General features: G+C 47.8%; 16 protein-coding genes and 1 riboswitch. Of the genes, 15 read left to right on the plus strand and 1 reads right to left on the minus strand.

Annotated features, from left to right (window positions below; all coding sequences use genetic code 11):
• Positions 1-3: 3 nt before the first annotated feature.
• The 3 genes from BLD48_RS03045 (at position 4) to BLD48_RS03055 (ending at position 2666) form a co-directional block, all read left to right on the plus strand.
• Complete coding sequence (locus BLD48_RS03045) at positions 4-693, plus strand: metal-dependent hydrolase (protein WP_071498903.1); 690 nt, start codon at positions 4-6, stop codon at positions 691-693.
• A gap of 165 nt (positions 694-858) precedes the next feature.
• On the plus strand, positions 859-1758 hold the full coding sequence (locus BLD48_RS03050; RefSeq protein WP_071498904.1) for a DUF4097 family beta strand repeat-containing protein: 900 nt from the start codon (positions 859-861) through the stop codon (positions 1756-1758).
• Positions 1755-2666: an FUSC family protein gene (locus BLD48_RS03055; RefSeq protein ID WP_071498905.1), complete on the plus strand. Its 912-nt coding sequence runs from the start codon at positions 1755-1757 to the stop codon at positions 2664-2666. The genes BLD48_RS03050 and BLD48_RS03055 overlap by 4 nt, the downstream gene beginning before the upstream one ends.
• Positions 2667-2728: 62 nt before the next feature.
• On the opposite strand, the gene BLD48_RS03060 is transcribed toward BLD48_RS03055, so the two are convergent.
• A complete protein-coding gene (locus BLD48_RS03060; protein ID WP_071498906.1) occupies positions 2729-4423 on the minus strand; it encodes an Rqc2 family fibronectin-binding protein in 1695 nt (564 codons plus the stop codon).
• A gap of 168 nt (positions 4424-4591) precedes the next feature.
• Here BLD48_RS03060 and gmk point away from each other — a divergent pair, with 168 nt between their 5' ends.
• The 12 genes from gmk (at position 4592) to BLD48_RS03120 (ending at position 17355) form a co-directional block, all read left to right on the plus strand.
• Positions 4592-5209, plus strand: a complete 618-nt coding sequence (gmk, locus tag BLD48_RS03065; protein WP_236624370.1) for a guanylate kinase — start codon at positions 4592-4594, stop codon at positions 5207-5209.
• Between the two features lies 1 nt (position 5210).
• Positions 5211-5414 (plus strand): DNA-directed RNA polymerase subunit omega, encoded by a 204-nt coding sequence (gene rpoZ / locus BLD48_RS03070; RefSeq protein WP_071498907.1) that lies wholly within the window; start codon positions 5211-5213, stop codon positions 5412-5414.
• A gap of 57 nt (positions 5415-5471) precedes the next feature.
• Complete coding sequence (gene coaBC / locus BLD48_RS03075; protein ID WP_071498908.1) at positions 5472-6662, plus strand: bifunctional phosphopantothenoylcysteine decarboxylase/phosphopantothenate--cysteine ligase CoaBC; 1191 nt, start codon at positions 5472-5474, stop codon at positions 6660-6662.
• A complete protein-coding gene (priA, locus tag BLD48_RS03080) occupies positions 6659-8983 on the plus strand; it encodes a primosomal protein N' (protein ID WP_071498909.1) in 2325 nt (774 codons plus the stop codon). Before coaBC ends, priA begins: the two co-directional genes overlap by 4 nt.
• A 9-nt stretch (positions 8984-8992) precedes the next feature.
• A complete protein-coding gene (gene fmt, locus BLD48_RS03085) occupies positions 8993-10369 on the plus strand; it encodes a methionyl-tRNA formyltransferase (protein ID WP_083412225.1) in 1377 nt (458 codons plus the stop codon).
• The gene (gene rsmB, locus BLD48_RS03090; RefSeq protein WP_071498910.1) at positions 10366-11694 is read left to right on the plus strand and encodes a 16S rRNA (cytosine(967)-C(5))-methyltransferase RsmB; all 1329 of its coding nucleotides are present in this window, start codon (positions 10366-10368) and stop codon (positions 11692-11694) included. Before fmt ends, rsmB begins: the two co-directional genes overlap by 4 nt.
• 35 nt (positions 11695-11729) lie before the next feature.
• On the plus strand, positions 11730-12464 hold the full coding sequence (locus BLD48_RS03095) for a Stp1/IreP family PP2C-type Ser/Thr phosphatase (RefSeq protein ID WP_014970727.1): 735 nt from the start codon (positions 11730-11732) through the stop codon (positions 12462-12464).
• Between the two features lie 2 nt (positions 12465-12466).
• Positions 12467-14392 carry a Stk1 family PASTA domain-containing Ser/Thr kinase gene (pknB, locus tag BLD48_RS03100; protein WP_071498911.1) on the plus strand — a complete coding sequence of 642 codons (1926 nt, stop codon included), beginning with the start codon at positions 12467-12469 and terminating at the stop codon, positions 14390-14392.
• A 38-nt stretch (positions 14393-14430) separates the two neighbouring features.
• Positions 14431-15336 (plus strand): ribosome small subunit-dependent GTPase A, encoded by a 906-nt coding sequence (gene rsgA, locus BLD48_RS03105; protein ID WP_071498912.1) that lies wholly within the window; start codon positions 14431-14433, stop codon positions 15334-15336.
• Between the two features lies 1 nt (position 15337).
• Complete coding sequence (gene rpe / locus BLD48_RS03110) at positions 15338-15994, plus strand: ribulose-phosphate 3-epimerase (protein ID WP_071498913.1); 657 nt, start codon at positions 15338-15340, stop codon at positions 15992-15994.
• A gap of 23 nt (positions 15995-16017) precedes the next feature.
• Positions 16018-16124, plus strand: a riboswitch (TPP riboswitch).
• A gap of 62 nt (positions 16125-16186) precedes the next feature.
• Positions 16187-16747: an energy-coupled thiamine transporter ThiT gene (gene thiT / locus BLD48_RS03115; RefSeq protein WP_071498914.1), complete on the plus strand. Its 561-nt coding sequence runs from the start codon at positions 16187-16189 to the stop codon at positions 16745-16747.
• On the plus strand, positions 16747-17355 hold the full coding sequence (locus BLD48_RS03120) for a thiamine diphosphokinase (protein WP_071498915.1): 609 nt from the start codon (positions 16747-16749) through the stop codon (positions 17353-17355). Before thiT ends, BLD48_RS03120 begins: the two co-directional genes overlap by 1 nt.
• The last annotated feature ends 17 nt before the right edge of the window (positions 17356-17372 follow it).

The raw sequence follows: 17372 nt of genomic DNA on the forward strand, positions 1-17372 counted from the left end.
CACATGAAGTTGACTTATCACGGACAGTCTACCGTCACGATCGAAACGAACGGACAACATATCGTCATTGATCCGTTTTTCAGCGGCAACGATCAGGCGATGACAAAACCGGAAGACGTCAAAGCGGATTTCATTTTGCTGACACACGCGCATGCTGACCATATGTTGGATGCGGAAGCGATCGCAAAATCCACAGGCGCAACGATTGTTGCCACACACGAACTGGCGACTTACCTCAGTTTTAAAGGACTGAACGTCCATCCGATGAATCTGGGCGGACAATTTGAATTTCCGTTCGGGAAAGTCAAGATGACACAAGCCTTCCACTCTTCGAGCATCATCGACGAAGAAAAGCAGACGATCACATATATGGGAATGCCGGCCGGCTTCTTATTGACGATCGAAGACAAAGTCATCTATCATGCCGGTGATACGGCACTATTTGGTGATATGGCGTTGTATGGCGCGCACAACGATATTGATCTTGCCTTCTTACCGATTGGGGATAACTATACGATGGGACCAGAAGATGCCTTGATTGCGGCAGACATGTTGCAAGCGAAAGCCGTCGTCCCGGTCCATTACGATACGTTCGATTTGATCAAGCAGGATGCCGGTGCCTTTTGTGAAAGCTTAGAAGCACAAGGACAGACAGGACATCTTTTAACGATTGACCAATCTTTGGAGCTATAACATAAGCGGAGAGAGTGATTCCTGATAGGGAATGCTCTCTTTTTTGATGCGCTCCATCTTCCGCCCGATGGCAATATGTGAAACATTTCGTATGATGAAGAAGGAATGTTGACAGACGAATCATAAATTCGGAATAATGGGAGAGAATTGGATGGAGGTAGACCGATGGATGAGAATACGAGTAGAACAGAACGTAAACGAAAACAATCGTCGTTTACTCGATTGAAGGATAAACGACGGAAAGTAGCCGCGTCATTTGATCGGATTGGGGCACGGAAACCGATCCGTCGTCCACTGATCGTCTACGGTTCAGTTGTTTTAGGACTTGTGGTGTTATACACCGCGACATTGTTTCTGACGACGGATTCCCTGTCTCGAGGAGAAACATTTAAAACAACGAATCGGTATAAAACGTTGCAGATTGATGCGCCAAATGCGACAGTCAATTTTGTCCGGAGTACCGATGGAAATGTTCAACTGAAGCTGGTCGATAGTGCGTCGAGCCAAAAACGGCTGAAAATTGGAACGTCAGGGAATACGTTGACGGTAACGGGTCGGGATGGATTCACCGCACGACTTGGCAATCGTCCGAGTGAGCAACCCGGGGCATACGCCATTCAAGTCGGGTTACCGAGTTATATGAATCGAGTCGATGTCGACGCAGAAACACTCAAAGGAATGGGTGTATTTGCCAAGACAATTGAAATGACGGCTAAGTCGATGGATTTAAATAAAGTGGATGCCGATGACATTTCCTTGACAGGCCGAGGAAATGTCAAAGTAGAAAATATGAATGCCGTTCATGCGGATGTGACAGCAGAATCGGTCAACTTATCTGATTACGGGGCAAAACTTGATTTGTCTGTGTCGACGATTGACGGTGCCATCCGCTTAAAACCAACGAAAGCCGCAGGGACGATTGCCGTGATGACCGACGGAGACATCAAAGCGAGCGACCGGTATACGAAACAAAAAGATGAGGATGTCGCTTTATTTGAGTTATCGAAACAAGAAAAACCAGAAGTAACCGTTGAAAGTGAAGTCGGGCAGGTGACGCTCGAGTGAAGCTACAGTTTCGTGTCGGTCTCCGGACGATAAAAACCGGAATTGCAGTCGCGATTGCCCTCAGTTTTTCTTGGTATGTGTTCGGAATTTACTCCGGTATGGGCGCGGTAGCGGCAATCGTTGCCATGCAACCGACGATTCATCGTTCGTTTAAGATCGTCTTTAACCGGATTTTCGGGACGATTCTGGGATTAGTCTGCGGACTGGCCGTCGTCGCGACGCTTGGTGCCAATCCATTGACGATTGGGCTGGCCGTCATCGTCTCGCTTGTCTTTAACTCGATGATTGGTCGGACGGATATGTCGACGTTTGCCGCCTTTGCGATTGTCCTGATGTTTGAGAGTCCGACAGCGGATTATGCGCATTATGCGCTGACACGTTCACTGTTGACCGTTGTCGGAGTCTTGTCGGCTGTCGCCGTCAATTATATCGTGTTCCCACCGCATTACGAGGAACGTTTGTTGACGTTCGTTAAACAAACGACGAAACAATTAATGGAAGATTGGCGTAGTTTGGTCAAAGATGATTCGAAATTACTGGCTGTTCGCAAACAGGTCTTAAAACATGAAGAGATGATCATCATGTTACAAGAGGATCAGAAGTACCCACTTGTTGCCAGTGGTCAAAGTGAGGCGTTCATTCAATTGAAGCAGCTGGTCGATTTGGAGGATAAGTTGCTCCTGCTACTTGAAAGCATCGCAAGTCACCGTGATCTTCCGATGTCGGACGAACAGGAAAAAAGATTAGGGCAAGAAATTGACTTTCTTCTCAGTCATCATTATGATGTGATTTTTTCACATGACCGGAACCAACCTCTGTTCACCTTTGATCAAGAAGTTAGTGAGGCAAAAGATATCATTAACGGACATCTGCTTGATTACCGGGAACAACTCGAAAAAATGAAATGACAAATGCCGCTCCCGTTGTTAAATGAGACAACGGGAGCGGCATTTTGCGGTTGGTATTTCTATTAATGAACACGGAGCGATTGAACAAGATCCGCGTCCGGCGTCACATACAGCGTCGTTTGATCCGTATAGATGACAAATCCGGGTTTCGCACCACTCGGTTTTTTCACATGCCGGAGTTCCGTGAAATCGACCGGGACTTGGCTCGATTCACGGGCTTTCGAATAGTAGGCAGCGACGACGGCGGCTTCCTTCAACGTCGTTTCATCCGGCTGTTCGCTTCGGATGATGACGTGTGACCCTGGAATATCTTTTGTATGCAACCATGTCTCAGAACGACGCCCGAATTTAAACGTCGCGTAATCGTTTTGTTTATTGTTTTTCCCGACGAAAAATGGAATCCCAGTCGAGGATTGATACGCTTCGAGTTTTGGAACAAGCGGTTTCTTTTTCTTTTTACTGCGTTCGCGGACATATCCTTCTTCGACGAGTTCTTCGCGCATTTCTCGAATGTCTTCAGGCGAAGCGACATCGAGTTGGGCGAGCAGACCTTCGAAGTAGTCAATCTCACGTTGATTTTTTTCGAGTTGTTTCGCGACTTCGATTTTAGCCGTTTTCAATTTATTGTAGCGTTTGTAATACCGCTGTGCATTTTCATTCGGAGAGAAACGAGGATCGAGGGCAATCGTAATTTCTTTGCCGTCTTCCTCATAATAATCAACGACGGTTGCCTCTTTCATTCCCCGTTGTAGCTGATACAAGTAAGTCGTCAGCAGTTCGCCTTTATGTTTCAGTTCATCCATCTTTTCTGTCGCTGCGAGATCACGTTCTAACTTCGATCGCTTGAGAATATTTTTATCGTACTCACTTTTGATGAAACGTTCCAAGTCGGCAGCTTGCTGTTTGACCCGGTCCCGATTGGATTTTTGATGGAAAAAGGCATCGAGGACATCGCCACTCGAAGTAAATGTTTTTTCATCGGTTATTTCACCATGATGAAGGGCAACAGGAGAAAATCGTTCTTTGCCGTTTTCCAGGCGTTGTAAATAATAAGGGCCGGTCAATTCGTCAAGAATAGACTGGGTCGCTTGGGCAAGAGACGTCCTGTTCGCCAGTCCAGCACGTGAGACGATCTCAGTCGTGATTTGAGGCGAAAATCCACTGAACAGACCTAACAATTGGCGGTCCAGTTTACCGGCATTCCAATCAATCCGGTGTAACGTTTGTTCGATGTCACCGGTCAACGGATCGACTTTGTCCTGCTCCGGCGGCAATTGATACTGCAAGCCGGGCATGATCGTCCGGAACGTATTTTGACTGAGCGGAAGGTGTTTGATGGCGTCCAAAATCTTATCCTGTCCATCCGTCAATAAAATATTGGAATGGCGTCCCATCAATTCAATGTAGAGTTTTTTCGCTTCCTCATCACCGAGTTCATTTCGGGAGCGGACGCGCATCAAAATGATTCGGTCCCGTCCGAGTTGTTCGATTGATTCGATAAAACCACCTTCGAGATGCTTCCGCAGCATCATACAAAACATCGGTGGTTCACTTGGATTCGTTGTTGTCTCTGAAGTCAGATGAAGTCTTGCATACATGGCATTCGCCGATGCGAGTAACATCACGTTTTTCCGTTCTGCCCGGACACTGAAAATCAGATCGAGTGCATACGGTTGATGTATTTTATTGATTCGTGCTCCAACAAGCGGTTGGAGTTCGCGGACGACACGTGTCGTCATGAGTCCATCAAAAGCCATGAAATTACCTTCTTTCTTGATTTCGTTTCCACTTTCTAAAGGTAACAGAAAGCGCTCTGTTATGGTATGATTAAGCAGTCGAGCTGAAAAAGACCACTTGCGAACTTCCTATCTCTACTGCTAATATGAAACAATGTGAAGTTTGTTAGATGGAGGGGTTCTGAAGTGATTTTTAAAGAGCGTGGCTTATTACTCGTATTGTCTGGTCCGAGTGGTGTTGGTAAAGGAACAGTTTGCCGTGCATTACGCGAAGATGAAGACAATAATTTGCATTATTCGGTGTCATGTACGACACGCAAACCACGTGAGGGAGAAGTGGACGGTGTCCATTACTTCTTCAAGACACGTGACGAATTCGAGGGTATGATTGCCAATAATCAATTGCTGGAACATGCTGAATTCGTAGGGAACTATTATGGAACACCTGTTGAATGGGTCAATAAAATCTTAGATGAAGGAAAAGATGTCATCCTAGAAATTGAGGTCCAAGGTGCGATGCAGGTCAAGGAACATTTTCCGGAAGCGGTATTCCTGTTTTTGGCTCCGCCAAGTTTACAGGAACTGCGTAATCGCCTTGTCGGTCGCGGAACGGAATCAGAAGAAGTCATCAAGCAACGTCTGCTCGTTGCAAAAGAAGAGATTGAGATGATGGATGCCTATGATTACGTCGTCACGAACGATGAGATCCATAAAGCATGTGACAGAATTCAAGCAATCGTCACCGCAGAACATTGTAGCCGGGAACGCGTCGCGTCCTTGTATAAAAAAGCCATGGAGGTTAAATAACATGTTATATCCATCAGTAGACAAGCTTCAAAAGAAGGTACCTTCGAAATACACGATCGTCACGGTAGCAGCGAAACGTGCACGTCAAATTCAAGACGGGAAACGCGTGAAAGTAGCAAACCCGAAATCATACAAACCAGTCGGAAAAGCGCTCGAAGAACTCTTTTCTGGTGAAGTCGTGGTTACGAACCAACCGCAAGACTAATTTTGAAGCAGCCACGTCTCATTGTGGCTGTTTTTTTTCAATAAGGAGGAATTCATCATGCTAACGAATCGTAACATCCTATTATGTGTCGGAGGAGGAATTGCCTCGTACAAAGCAGCTGCGTTAGCCTCTAAATTAGTCCAGGCAGGGGCGAACGTCCAAGTCGCGATGACGAAAAATGCCCAACAGTTCGTCGGGAAGACGACGTTTGCGGCGTTGACACGGAAACCGGTCTATGACGATGTCTTCATCGAGCATGATGCATCCAAGATTGCGCATATCGATTTAGCAGATGAAGCCGATCTGATCGTCGTTGCACCAGCAACAGCCAATCTGATTGCGAAACTAGCGAATGGGATTGCAGACGACTTCATCACGACGACGATTTTAGCCGCAACCTGTCCGGTCGTCGTTGCACCGGCCATGAATGTCAATATGTTAGAACATCCGGCGACGGTGCGAAATATGGAACGGCTGATGGCAGACGGAGTCCAAGTAATTGCACCAGGCGTCGGGAATTTGGCGTGCGGATGGGTCGGAAAAGGTCGCTTACCTGAACCAGAAGAATTGGTCGAGACCTTGTCTGGTTTGTTTCAAGAGAAAAAATTAGAAAATCGTCACGTGTTGATCAGTGCCGGTCCGACGATTGAACGGATTGATCCGGTTCGTTATTTGACGAATGATTCATCCGGCAAGATGGGAATTGCTTTAGCAGAAGCCGCACGTGATGCGGGCGCGCTGGTGACGCTTGTCCATGGTCCGATTCGGGGAACACTGCCTTCTGGTATTACGGCAATTGCCGTCGAGTCAGGTGACGAGATGTTAGAAATGATGTTGACGCATTACGATCGACAAGACCTCGTCATCATGGCGGCTGCGGTCGCAGATTATCGACCAACCGTCATCTATGATCGAAAACAAAAGAAAATCGATGGACCGTTACGGATTGAGTTAGAAGAGACGACCGACATCTTACGCACACTTGGGGAACGGAAGACAACACAAGTTCTTGTTGGCTTTGCAGCTGAAACGGAAAATCTAGAGCATCATGCGCAGCAAAAATTAATTCGAAAACAGGCAGATTTCATCGTGGCGAACGATGTTTCACGGGCAGACATTGGTTTTTCAAGTGATGAAAATCAAGTGACAGTGTACGGAAAAGACGAGACGATCACCCCTTATGCGCAACAGTCGAAAACGATATTAGCCCATAACTTGATCAAGCAGTTTGCTGAGGCATTACGATGATTGCTGAAGTCATCGTTGATGTGGCAGCAGCGACGGTCGATCGACCATTCGACTATGAAGTGCCAGCATTATGGCAAAATCTTGTTGTACCGGGTATGCGAGTCGAAGTTCCATTTGGTCCACGCGCATTGCTTGGAATCGTCGTGGCGGTCAAAGCGGAGACCGAACTCGCCCGGACGAAACCGATTGTCCGTGTGCTCGATGAAACGCCCACCTATACGGAAGAGTTACTGCAGTTGTCATCTTATTTAGCGGAGACGACGCTTTGTTATCAGGCGACTGCATTACTTGCGATGTTACCGGCTGCCTTGAAAGTCAGTTATGATAAACTGATTTTGACGGAGAATCCACGATTGTCCGCCTGGAATCATAAAAAAATCAGTCAGTTTCCAAGCGAAGTCCAACAACAAATCTTATTTGCTGCGCAACAAGGTGAACTTCAATTACAACCTATCGTTAAAGAAAAAAAGACGACCAAAACGGACAAACGCATCCGATTGCTTGATGGAACGATCGAATTGTCAAAACAAGCAACGAAACAGATTGTGCTTCGTGATTATCTGATGGAACGACAGGAAGTCCTCTGGAGTGAAGTGATGCATGAACTCGATTTGACGGTCGGCATCATCAACAGTCTAGAAAAAAAGGGGGTCATTGCGGTGGAGACGATTGATGTCAACCGGAATCCCTATGAACATCTGATTCAGGATATTTTTGTCCCGTCGATGTTGACGGACCATCAACAACAGGCCGTCGACGCGATCACTCGACCGGATGAGACAAGTACCTTCTTATTGCATGGTGTGACGGGAAGTGGAAAAACGGAAGTGTATCTGGAGTCGATTCACACGATGCTTGAACGTGGGCGTCAAGCGATGTTGCTTGTCCCGGAAATCAGTCTGACACCGATGATGGTCAAACGATTTAAACGCCGGTTCGGGGAACGGGTCGCTGTTCTCCACAGTGGTCTGTCGCTAGGTGAGAAGTATGATGAATGGCGGAAGATTGCCCAAGGCGAAGTCGACGTCGTCGTTGGGGCACGATCCGCGATTTTTGCACCGTTGACGAACATCGGTGTCATCATTTTAGATGAGGAACATGAAACGACGTACAAACAGGAAGAAAATCCGCGATACCATACACGGGACGTCGCCACCTGGCGTGCTGCCTATCACGGTTGTCCCGTTGTTCTCGGGAGTGCGACACCGATTCTTGAAACATATGCCCGTGCCCAAAAGGGTGTCTACCGGTATTTACCCCTCAAGGAACGGTTTGGGGGAGAACTTCCCCCTGTTGATATCATCGATATGCGCAAAGAACTCGAACGTGGGAATCGAACGCCGTTTAGTCTTCCGCTTATCGAAGGAATCAAACGACGGATTGAACGGGGTGAACAGACCGTTTTGTTACTGAATCGTCGGGGGTATACGACGTTTGTCCTGTGCCGGGATTGTGGGGAAACACTTCAATGTCCGCATTGTGCCGTCAATTTGACCTATCACCAACATCAAGATTGTCTGAAGTGTCATTATTGTGGTTTTGAGGCTCAAATGCCAAAAACCTGTCCGGCGTGCGAGTCGAAGAAAATTCGGCAGTTTGGTACCGGCACCCAAAAAATCGAAGAAGAATTAGCGCATTTGATTCCGGAAGCAAAAATCATCCGGATGGATCAGGATACGACGTCGCGAAAAGGGGCACATGAAAAATTGCTCAATGCCTTTGAACGCGGTGAAGGAAATATCTTGCTCGGAACACAAATGATTGCCAAAGGTCTGGATTTCCCGAATGTGACGTTAGTCGGTGTCATCGCAGCAGATGCGACACTTGGAATTCCTGATTTTCGGGCCAGTGAGCGGACGTTTCAACTGATCACTCAAGTGTCCGGTCGGGCAGGACGGGGCGCGCTTGCTGGACAATCCATCATTCAGACGTACAATCCAGAACATTACGTCATTCAAACCGCTAAACAGCACGATTATGAAGCGTTTTATAAGCGCGAGATGCAACTTCGGAAACTCGGAGGCCACCCGCCATTCTGGTTTTTAGGATTGATCACGATTTCAGCGGCACATCCGCTCGAAGCGCAGGCGGAAGCAGAAGCGATTGCTTTGGAACTGCGACATTTGGAATCCGACGACCTGATTGTCAATGGTCCGCTTGAAGCACCGCTTGCACGATTAAAAAACATGTATCGGCAACAAGTCATTTTAAAACATAAAGGTCAAGAAGACGTGCGGGAGGCACTCCGCGCGATGCTTGCATTACGCATCAAACAAAAAGTCCAAGTAACAGTGGATTTAAATCCATTTGTATTCATGTGAGGTGGCAGTATGTATAAAGTTGTAGAAGTACCAAATGACGTATTGCGTCAACAATGTCAACGCGTCACGAAGTTCGATAAAAAGTTAGGTAAGATGATTGATCGGATGTTTGACACGATGTACGAATATGACGGTGTAGGACTTGCAGCACCGCAAATCAATCAGCCGATTCGTGTTGCGGTCGTCCATACGGATGATGAAACCGGACCGGTTGAGTTGATCAATCCGGAAATCATTGAAGCGAGTGGTTCAGAAATCGATGACGAAGGCTGTCTCAGCATGCCAGGGATTTTCGGTCCCGTCGAACGGTTCGAGCAAATCGTCGTCAAATCGCAAGACCGTCTCGGACGAAACGTGAAAATTAAGGCAAATGGCTTTTTCGCACGGGCGATTCAACATGAGATGGATCATTTAGACGGAATCTTGTTTACCGATAAGCTCGTCGAAAAACCACGCGTCGTCTTCATGGGCACACCGGAATTTGCTGCGAATACGTTACGAGAAGTCATCGATGCCGGGTACGATGTGGTGGGGGTCGTCTCTCAACCGGATAAACCGGTCGGGCGTAAACGTGAAATCAAACCGACTCCTGTAAAAGAAGTTGCGCTGGCTCATGACATTCCAGTTTTGCAACCGATTAAAATTCGCGAGGACTACCAGGCTTTACTCGACTTGAAACCAGATCTGATCATTACGGCAGCTTATGGACAAATCGTTCCGACGGTGGTTCTTGAAGCGCCACGATTTGGTGCGATTAATGTCCATGCCTCCTTACTTCCGAAGTATCGAGGTGGTGCTCCAATCCACCAGGCCATCATCGACGGGGAAACCGAGACAGGCGTCACGATCATGTATATGGTCGACCGTCTCGATGCCGGCGACATGTTGTCAAAAATCATTGTCCCGATCGAAGAACGGGATACGGTTGGAACGATGTTTGATAAACTCAGTGCCGCTGGTGCCCGACTGTTGATTGAGACGTTACCGCAGTTGATTGCGGGGACGTTGACACCGGAAGCGCAGCAAGAAGAAGATGTGACGTTTTCTCCGAACATCAGTCGGGAGCGAGAACGACTTGACTTCTCACGTTCAGGGGAAGACCTCTATAATCAGATTCGGGGCATGAATCCCTTCCCGAGTGCCTATACGACGCTTGGCACGGACCGGCTGAAAGTCTATTTTGCAGAAAAAGTCCCGGGAACCGGCACACCAGGAGAAATCATTGCGCTTGAAGCAGACGGGCCGGTCATCGCGACAGGTTCAGAGATTGCTCTGAAATTGACGGACTTACAACCAGCAGGCAAAAAACGGATGGATGGAACGACATTCATGCGAGGTGTCGGACAGACACTCACGATCGGACAGAAAGTAGGCGAACAAGCATGAACGTCAGAGATGCAGCAGTCACAACGTTATTGAAAATCGGACAAGGTGGGGCATTTTCCACGATTTCCGTCCACCAGATGCTCGAGAAACGAGCCATCGCCAAAGCCGATGTCGGTTTATACACGGAACTCGTCTATGGCACGCTCAGCCGTGAATTGACACTCGACTATATTTTAGAACCATTTTTAGTTTCTCAAAAAAAATTAGACCCGTTCCTGCGTCCGCTGCTTCGGATGAGTGTCTATCAACTGTTTTATCTTGACCGGATTCCTGATCACGCCGTCATCAACGAAGCGGTGGAGATTGCCAAGACTCGTGGCAAACCACATATCGCGAAAGTCGTCAACGGTGTTTTACGGAATGTCTTGCGAAAAGGAAAACCTGATTTTTCGACGATTTCCTCTACCGTACAGCAAATCAGTATCGAGACCAGTCATCCTGCATGGCTCGTCGAACGGTGGATTGAATTGTTCGGAGAAGACGAAACATGGCAGATGTGCCGTCTGAACAATGAACCGGCACCCGTAACGGTTCGTGTCAATCAAAGACGGACAGACAGACAAGAGATGATTCAATTATTAGAAGAACAGGGTGTCATCGCGAAACTAGCGCATGTGGCACCAGATGGACTGGAAATCATCAGTGGCAGTGTCCAACAAACAGACTTACTGGAGCGGGGGTATCTGTCACTTCAAGATGAAAGTTCGATGCTTGTCGCCTCTGCTGTTGGTGCGCAAGCGTCTGATCGGGTATTAGATAGTTGCGCCGCACCAGGCGGAAAGGCCATGCATATTGCGGAAGGGTTGACGACAGGTTCTTTGTTCGCACTTGACCTTCATCCCCATAAAGTGAAATTACTTGAAAAACAAGCGAAGCGATTGGAGCTAGAGACGGTTCAGACAGAAGTACTCGATGCACGACAAGCGGGAAGCCGTTTCGAACCGGCATCGTTTGATCGCATTCTCGTCGACGCACCATGTTCAGGGCTTGGTGTCATTCGCCGGAAACCCGATATCAAATGGACAAAACGTCCAGAAGATCTGACACAGTTACCCGTCATTCAGCGTCAAATCATTGAAGCCGTCCTCCCGCTCGTCAAGGCCGGTGGAACGTTTGTCTACTCGACATGTACGATGGATCCGCTCGAAAACGAACAACAGACGGAATATATCCTCAGTCAAGGGTTTGAATTTGATGAAGGGTTCAAAGCACGGATGCCGGAAGCGGTTCAATCTTTGATTGGTGAACGGGCAGAGTTGAAACTTTTGCCGACGACGCTCGGAACGGATGGTTTTTATATCGCTGCCTTCAAAAAAACGATTTGAAGAATGGATGATCAGAAACGAAGAGGAGGACGGGTATGGAGTTAGCTTATTTGACGACGACCGGAAAGGTCCGTTCAAAAAATGAAGATACCGTCTTGTTGGTGGGGGATGCGAAACAAGGATTGGCAGTTGTTGCAGATGGTATGGGCGGGCACGCAGCTGGTGAGACGGCGAGTGCCATCGTCCGACAGATTTTTGCAGAGGCCTATACCGAGATGCCGAACCGACCGATGGAACTGTCTTCTTGGATTGAACAATTGGTGAAAGAAGCGAATACGCAAATCCTACGTTTTTCTAAAATCGAGAACTTATCAATTGTCGGGACGACGATGGCCTGTGTCTGTTGGTCAGATAATCTGCTTGTCATTGGTCATGTCGGAGACAGTCGAGTGTATGCGCTCGAAGAGGGGCAGCTCAAACAACTGACCGACGACCACTCGTATGTCAACATGTTGAAACAGCTAGGCGAATTATCGGAAGCGGAACTTGAGAATCATCCCCGCCGTAATGTCATCACACGATCGGTTGGTTCGAATGAATCCGTTGATGTCGACATCCAAGTCCGAGACGCACCAGATTATGACATCGTCTTAGTCTGTAGTGACGGATTATCGGATGAAGTCCCCCACGACGTGATGCAGCGACTCCTAAAAGCAGATGAGTCGCTCGAGACAATTGTCGAACGTTTAGCATCAGAGGCAAATGAGCGGGGGGGCGCAGACAACATTACGATTGCTGCAATCCGTTTTAAAGAAAGAGAGAGGATCTGAATATGCGTTACGGAGATCGATTGAACGACCGCTACCGCATAGAACGGTTAGTTGGAAATGGCGGAATGGCAAACGTTTATCAGGCATATGATGAAATCTTGAATCGAACTGTCGCAATCAAAATTTTACGTACTGAGTTTTCACACGATGAACAATTCATTCGGCGATTTGAACGAGAAGCACATGCTGCGACAAGTTTAAATCATCCAAATATCGTTGCGGTGTATGATGTAGGGGAAGAAGAAGCCATTTATTATATCGTGATGGAATACATCGACGGGATGACACTGAAAACCTATTGTGAAGGTCAGGCCTTACCAGTGTCAAAAGCGATTGACATCATTCGTCAGATTTGTGATGCGATTGACCACGCGCATGCGCATCGGATCATCCATCGCGACATTAAACCACAGAACATGCTTGTCCGTGCGGATGGGACCGTAAAAGTTACGGATTTCGGAATCGCCGTCGCCATGTCAAATGCGACCTTGACGCATACGATGTCCGTCTTAGGATCGGTTCATTACTTTTCACCAGAACAGGCAAAAGGAAAATTTGCCGATGAAAAATCAGATATTTATTCGCTAGGAGCTGTCCTGTATGAACTCGTGACCGGACAAGTTCCGTTCGAAGGCGATTCGCCGGTCGCTGTCGCCTTGAAGCACCTTCAAGATACAGCACGGCGACCGACGGCACTAAATCCTGCCGTCCCACAAGCACTCGAGAACTGTATCATGCAAGCCTTGGCGAAGGCCCCGCATGATCGACAACAGTCAGTCGCAGCGTTCAAGGAAGACATGATAACCGCGATGTCTGCCGAACGAGCAAATGAAGGGATTCGCGGAGACGATCAAATGGAACAAACGATGGTACTCAGCCCGGTTTCCTTACCGACAGAAGATACTGCACAGGCAGCACCAATCCCGAAAGTCGCAACCGTCACTCCGAAACCAGAAAAGAAGAAAAAACGCGGCTGGTGGTGGGTCTTACTGATTCTTTTATTAGTAGGGGGAGCGGCGACTACGTTTGCGATGTGGCCTGATCCGACAGTCGTTGTTCCGGATGTGGCAGGGGAAGATGCGGATGAAGCAGAAACGACACTTGAGAAACTAGGTTTTCTCGTCGAGTCGACCGAACGCTCAAGTGATACGGTGGAAGAAGGTTTCGTCATCAGTCAATCTCCACGCGAGAAAGCAACCGTCAAAAAAGGTTCGACCGTCAATCTTGTTGTTTCGACAGGAAGTGATCCGGTTGAAGTTCCGGATGTGACAGATGAGACGGAGAAAAAAGCCATTGCCATACTTAAGGATAGTGGATTTGAGAAAGTCGATATCGAACGAGAAGAGTCAGAAGACATCAAACGTGGGAACGTCATCCGACAGTCGATTTCAGCTGGAACAGAAGTCATTGCCAAAGAACAGATGATCACGATCACGGTTTCAAACGGATCGTCGACGTTTGTTTTAAAGGATCTGACAGACTTGTCGAGCGCCGAAGCGAAAGCCTATCTTGACGAGACGGGACTAGACGGAACGTTTGAACAAGAATTCTCAAGTGACGTCGCGCTGGATCAAGTGATTCGACAGTACCCACAAGCGGGTGCGCAAGTGGAGCCCAATGATTCGGTGACCGTCTTCATCTCACGTGGCGAAGAAGAAAAAACGGTGACGGCTACATTCCCTGAAAAAGTGGTGTATGATGGCATCAGTGAAGAAGAGGAGCCTGCTCCTCGTCAAGTCGTCCGGATTGAAACGGAGGACGCGAAGGGTAAACGGACAGTCATTGAAGAATCGATTGATCAAGATGAAACATTTGATGTTCCGTTGACGATTGATCCAGGTGACGAAGGAAAGATTACGATTTATAAAGACGACGAAGTATATCGTTCCAAAACGATTACGTACAATCAGGCAAAATCACAAGAATAATGGGCAGGAAAATAATCCTGCCAACAGGAGGGCACAGGATGGCAGAAAGTCGAATCGAAGAAAATCGGGATGGGACGATTATTCGTTTACAAGGTGGATTTTATGATGTCATGACACCTCAAGGTGAAATTCGATCACGGGCACGTGGTAATTTCAGAAAACGGGGCATCAGTCCGGTTGTAGGGGATGAAGTCGTGTTACACATCGAAAGTGAAACAGGATACATTCTGGAAGTAAAAGAACGGCAAAATTTCTTAGTCCGACCACCGGTTGCGAACATCGATCAAGCACTTTTGGTCGTCTCAGCAGCAGAACCCGATTTTTCTGCACATCTCCTTGACCGCTTTCTTGTTTTGATTGAGGCGAAGGACATTCAGCCAATCATCATCTTGACGAAGATGGATTTATTGCAAGGGAAAACAGAACAGGAAGTAAACGAAGCGATTGCTGCGTATCGAAAAATTGGGTACCACGTGGTCGAGACTTCAAGCGAGACATTGCTTGGTGTCGAACTCGTTCGTCCACTACTCAAGGATAAGACCAGTGTCTTGGCCGGACAGTCCGGCGTAGGTAAAAGTTCATTGTTGAATGCCTTAGAACCGGCATTAGCACTGGAGACGAGCCATATCTCAAAATCACTTGGGCGAGGTCGGCATACGACGCGCCACGTGACGTTGATTCCACTTGGTGAAGGATTGATCGCCGATACACCTGGTTTTTCGAATCTTGATTTCCCGCACGAAATGGAACTTGAAGAATTACGTTGGTGTTTCCCGGAGTTCGTTGCTTTACAAGATGACTGTAAATATCGAGGTTGCCTTCATCTGAATGAACCAGGGTGTGCGGTCAAGGCCGCCATGGAAGCGGGCGAAATCATGCCCTCCCGGTATACGAATTATGGTATGTTTGTAGAGGAAATCAAGAATCGGACGCGGAGGTATTAAGATGATTAAAATTGCACCATCAATCTTATCAGCAGATTTTGCAAACTTAGAGCGGGACGTCAAAGCCGTTGAAATGGCCGGAGCGGATTATATCCACTTCGATGTCATGGACGGACAGTTCGTTCCGAATATCTCGTTTGGTCTACCGGTCTTAAGTAGTCTTCGTCAAAAAACAGATATGGTTCTTGACGTCCATTTAATGATCGATCGTCCGGAAAACTTCGTCGAAGCATTTGTTGCGGCAGGGGCCGATATCGTGACGTTCCATGTTGAGGCAACGAATCATGTCCATCGTGTCCTTCAACAAATCAAAGCAGCCGGTGCCAAGGCGGGGGTAGTACTCAATCCACACACGCCCCTTTCAGCGATTGAGCATGTGTTAGAAGACGTTGATATGGTCCTATTGATGACGGTCAATCCAGGTTTCGGTGGTCAAGCATTTATTCCGGGTGTCATGAAAAAATTAAATCAACTGGCCGCATTAAAAGCAGAACACAATCTATCATTTGAGATTGAAATCGATGGTGGAGTCAACGCCGAGACAGCTAAGCTGTGTATCGAGAACGGTGCAAACGTCCTTGTTGCGGGATCCGCCATCTACAATGCACCAGATTATGCAGAAGCAATCACTGGTATTCGGAATGCCGCTCACGTATAATAAGAGCAGAATCAAAATTAAATGATGACCGCAAGGGGTGTCGCGTCAAGCGGCTGAGAGAAGTGATTGGACTTTAACCCTTCGAACCTGTTCCGTTCAGACGGACGTAGGGATGTGGCGCACGCAGGCAGTACGGCGTCCGTCGTACTGCCTTTTTGCCGTCCTGCGATTTTATTTTTAGGAGGAAAAAGAATGAAACGGCTACAAATGTTAATGGAAATTGCAATTTTCGCAAGTCTAGGGGTTGTCTTTGATTTATTGATCCCGTTTAAAATGCCTCAAGGTGGTTCCATCAGTTTGGCGATGTTACCGATTTTCGTGATGGCGTTTCGCCACGGTGTTGTAGGTGGTGTCGTGACGGGAGCTCTTGTCGGGACCATTCAATTGATGTTTGCTCCACAAATCCTGACGGTCGTCCAACCGTTACTCGATTATACGATTGCCTTTGGTGTCGTCGGATTGAGCGGCTTGTTTGCCCGACAAGTCAAACAAGCAGCGGCGGCTGGGAAAAATGGACGTTTGATGGCGATTGTTCTCATTGCGACCTTGCTTGGTGCGGGCTTACGGTATGTGTGTCACGTCATCAGCGGAATCGTATTCTTTGCAGAATACGCAGAAGGTCCTGTCGTGCCGTATTCACTGATTTATAATGCGACGTACATGGTGCCTTCATATCTCTTGTGTGGCATCGTCGCAGGTCTCTTGTTTACGACAGCACCACGACTTCTCCGCTACTCTGCCCGAGGTGTCTGATGCGGATCATCATCGTCGCAGCCGGTCCGTCGGAAGAGGTGCCGCTACTAAAACCGTTCTTATTCGAAAACACACGTGTCATCGGCGTCGACGGGGGTATTGCGACCTTGGTGGATCAAGGCATCGACTTTGATCTTGCCATCGGTGATTTTGATTCACTTGGTCATATACCGACAGGAGCTATTTTGCATCCTGCTGAAAAAGATGAGACGGATTTGGAATTGGCATTACGGTATGTTTATGAACAGGAGGACGTCACAGAAGTGCTAATTTTCGGTGCAACCGGGGGCCGGCTCGACATGACGCTCCAAAACGTTTATTTGCTAAAACAATTTCCATCGGCCCGGCTGGTGACGAAGCGGGAAGAGGTCCGTTTCTTACAACAGGGGCAATACGCCATCCAGTCGGACCAGTATCACTATCTGTCCTTTATTCCGCTTGTTCCGACACGTTTGACACTTCAGGGGGTCAAGTATCCGTTGATGAACCATGACGTGCCGGTCGGAGGATCGCTGACCGTCAGCAATGAATGGACAAATCATGGACCGGCAGAAGTGACGGTTCATGCAGGTGAAGTGATTGTTTTACGTAGTTTGTCGGACCACTAAAAAACGTGATCGGCTCA

Source organism: Exiguobacterium sp. KRL4, from assembly GCF_001870785.1.
Classification (GTDB): domain Bacteria; phylum Bacillota; class Bacilli; order Exiguobacteriales; family Exiguobacteriaceae; genus Exiguobacterium_A.

Bases quoted from the DNA above. Each gene is read 5' to 3' on its own strand.
- BLD48_RS03045 (WP_071498903.1), top strand. From the start codon at position 4: ATGAAGTTGACTTATCACGGACAGTCTACCGTCACGATCGAAACGAAC.
- BLD48_RS03050 (WP_071498904.1), top strand. From the start codon at position 859: ATGGATGAGAATACGAGTAGAACAGAACGTAAACGAAAACAATCGTCG.
- BLD48_RS03060 (WP_071498906.1), bottom strand. From the start codon at position 4,423: ATGGCTTTTGATGGACTCATGACGACACGTGTCGTCCGCGAACTCCAA.
- rpoZ (WP_071498907.1), top strand. From the start codon at position 5,211: ATGTTATATCCATCAGTAGACAAGCTTCAAAAGAAGGTACCTTCGAAA.
- coaBC (WP_071498908.1), top strand. From the start codon at position 5,472: ATGCTAACGAATCGTAACATCCTATTATGTGTCGGAGGAGGAATTGCC.
- priA (WP_071498909.1), top strand. From the start codon at position 6,659: ATGATTGCTGAAGTCATCGTTGATGTGGCAGCAGCGACGGTCGATCGA.
- fmt (WP_083412225.1), top strand. From the start codon at position 8,993: ATGTATAAAGTTGTAGAAGTACCAAATGACGTATTGCGTCAACAATGT.
- rsmB (WP_071498910.1), top strand. From the start codon at position 10,366: ATGAACGTCAGAGATGCAGCAGTCACAACGTTATTGAAAATCGGACAA.
- BLD48_RS03095 (WP_014970727.1), top strand. From the start codon at position 11,730: ATGGAGTTAGCTTATTTGACGACGACCGGAAAGGTCCGTTCAAAAAAT.
- pknB (WP_071498911.1), top strand. From the start codon at position 12,467: ATGCGTTACGGAGATCGATTGAACGACCGCTACCGCATAGAACGGTTA.
- rsgA (WP_071498912.1), top strand. From the start codon at position 14,431: ATGGCAGAAAGTCGAATCGAAGAAAATCGGGATGGGACGATTATTCGT.
- rpe (WP_071498913.1), top strand. From the start codon at position 15,338: ATGATTAAAATTGCACCATCAATCTTATCAGCAGATTTTGCAAACTTA.
- thiT (WP_071498914.1), top strand. From the start codon at position 16,187: ATGAAACGGCTACAAATGTTAATGGAAATTGCAATTTTCGCAAGTCTA.
- BLD48_RS03120 (WP_071498915.1), top strand. From the start codon at position 16,747: ATGCGGATCATCATCGTCGCAGCCGGTCCGTCGGAAGAGGTGCCGCTA.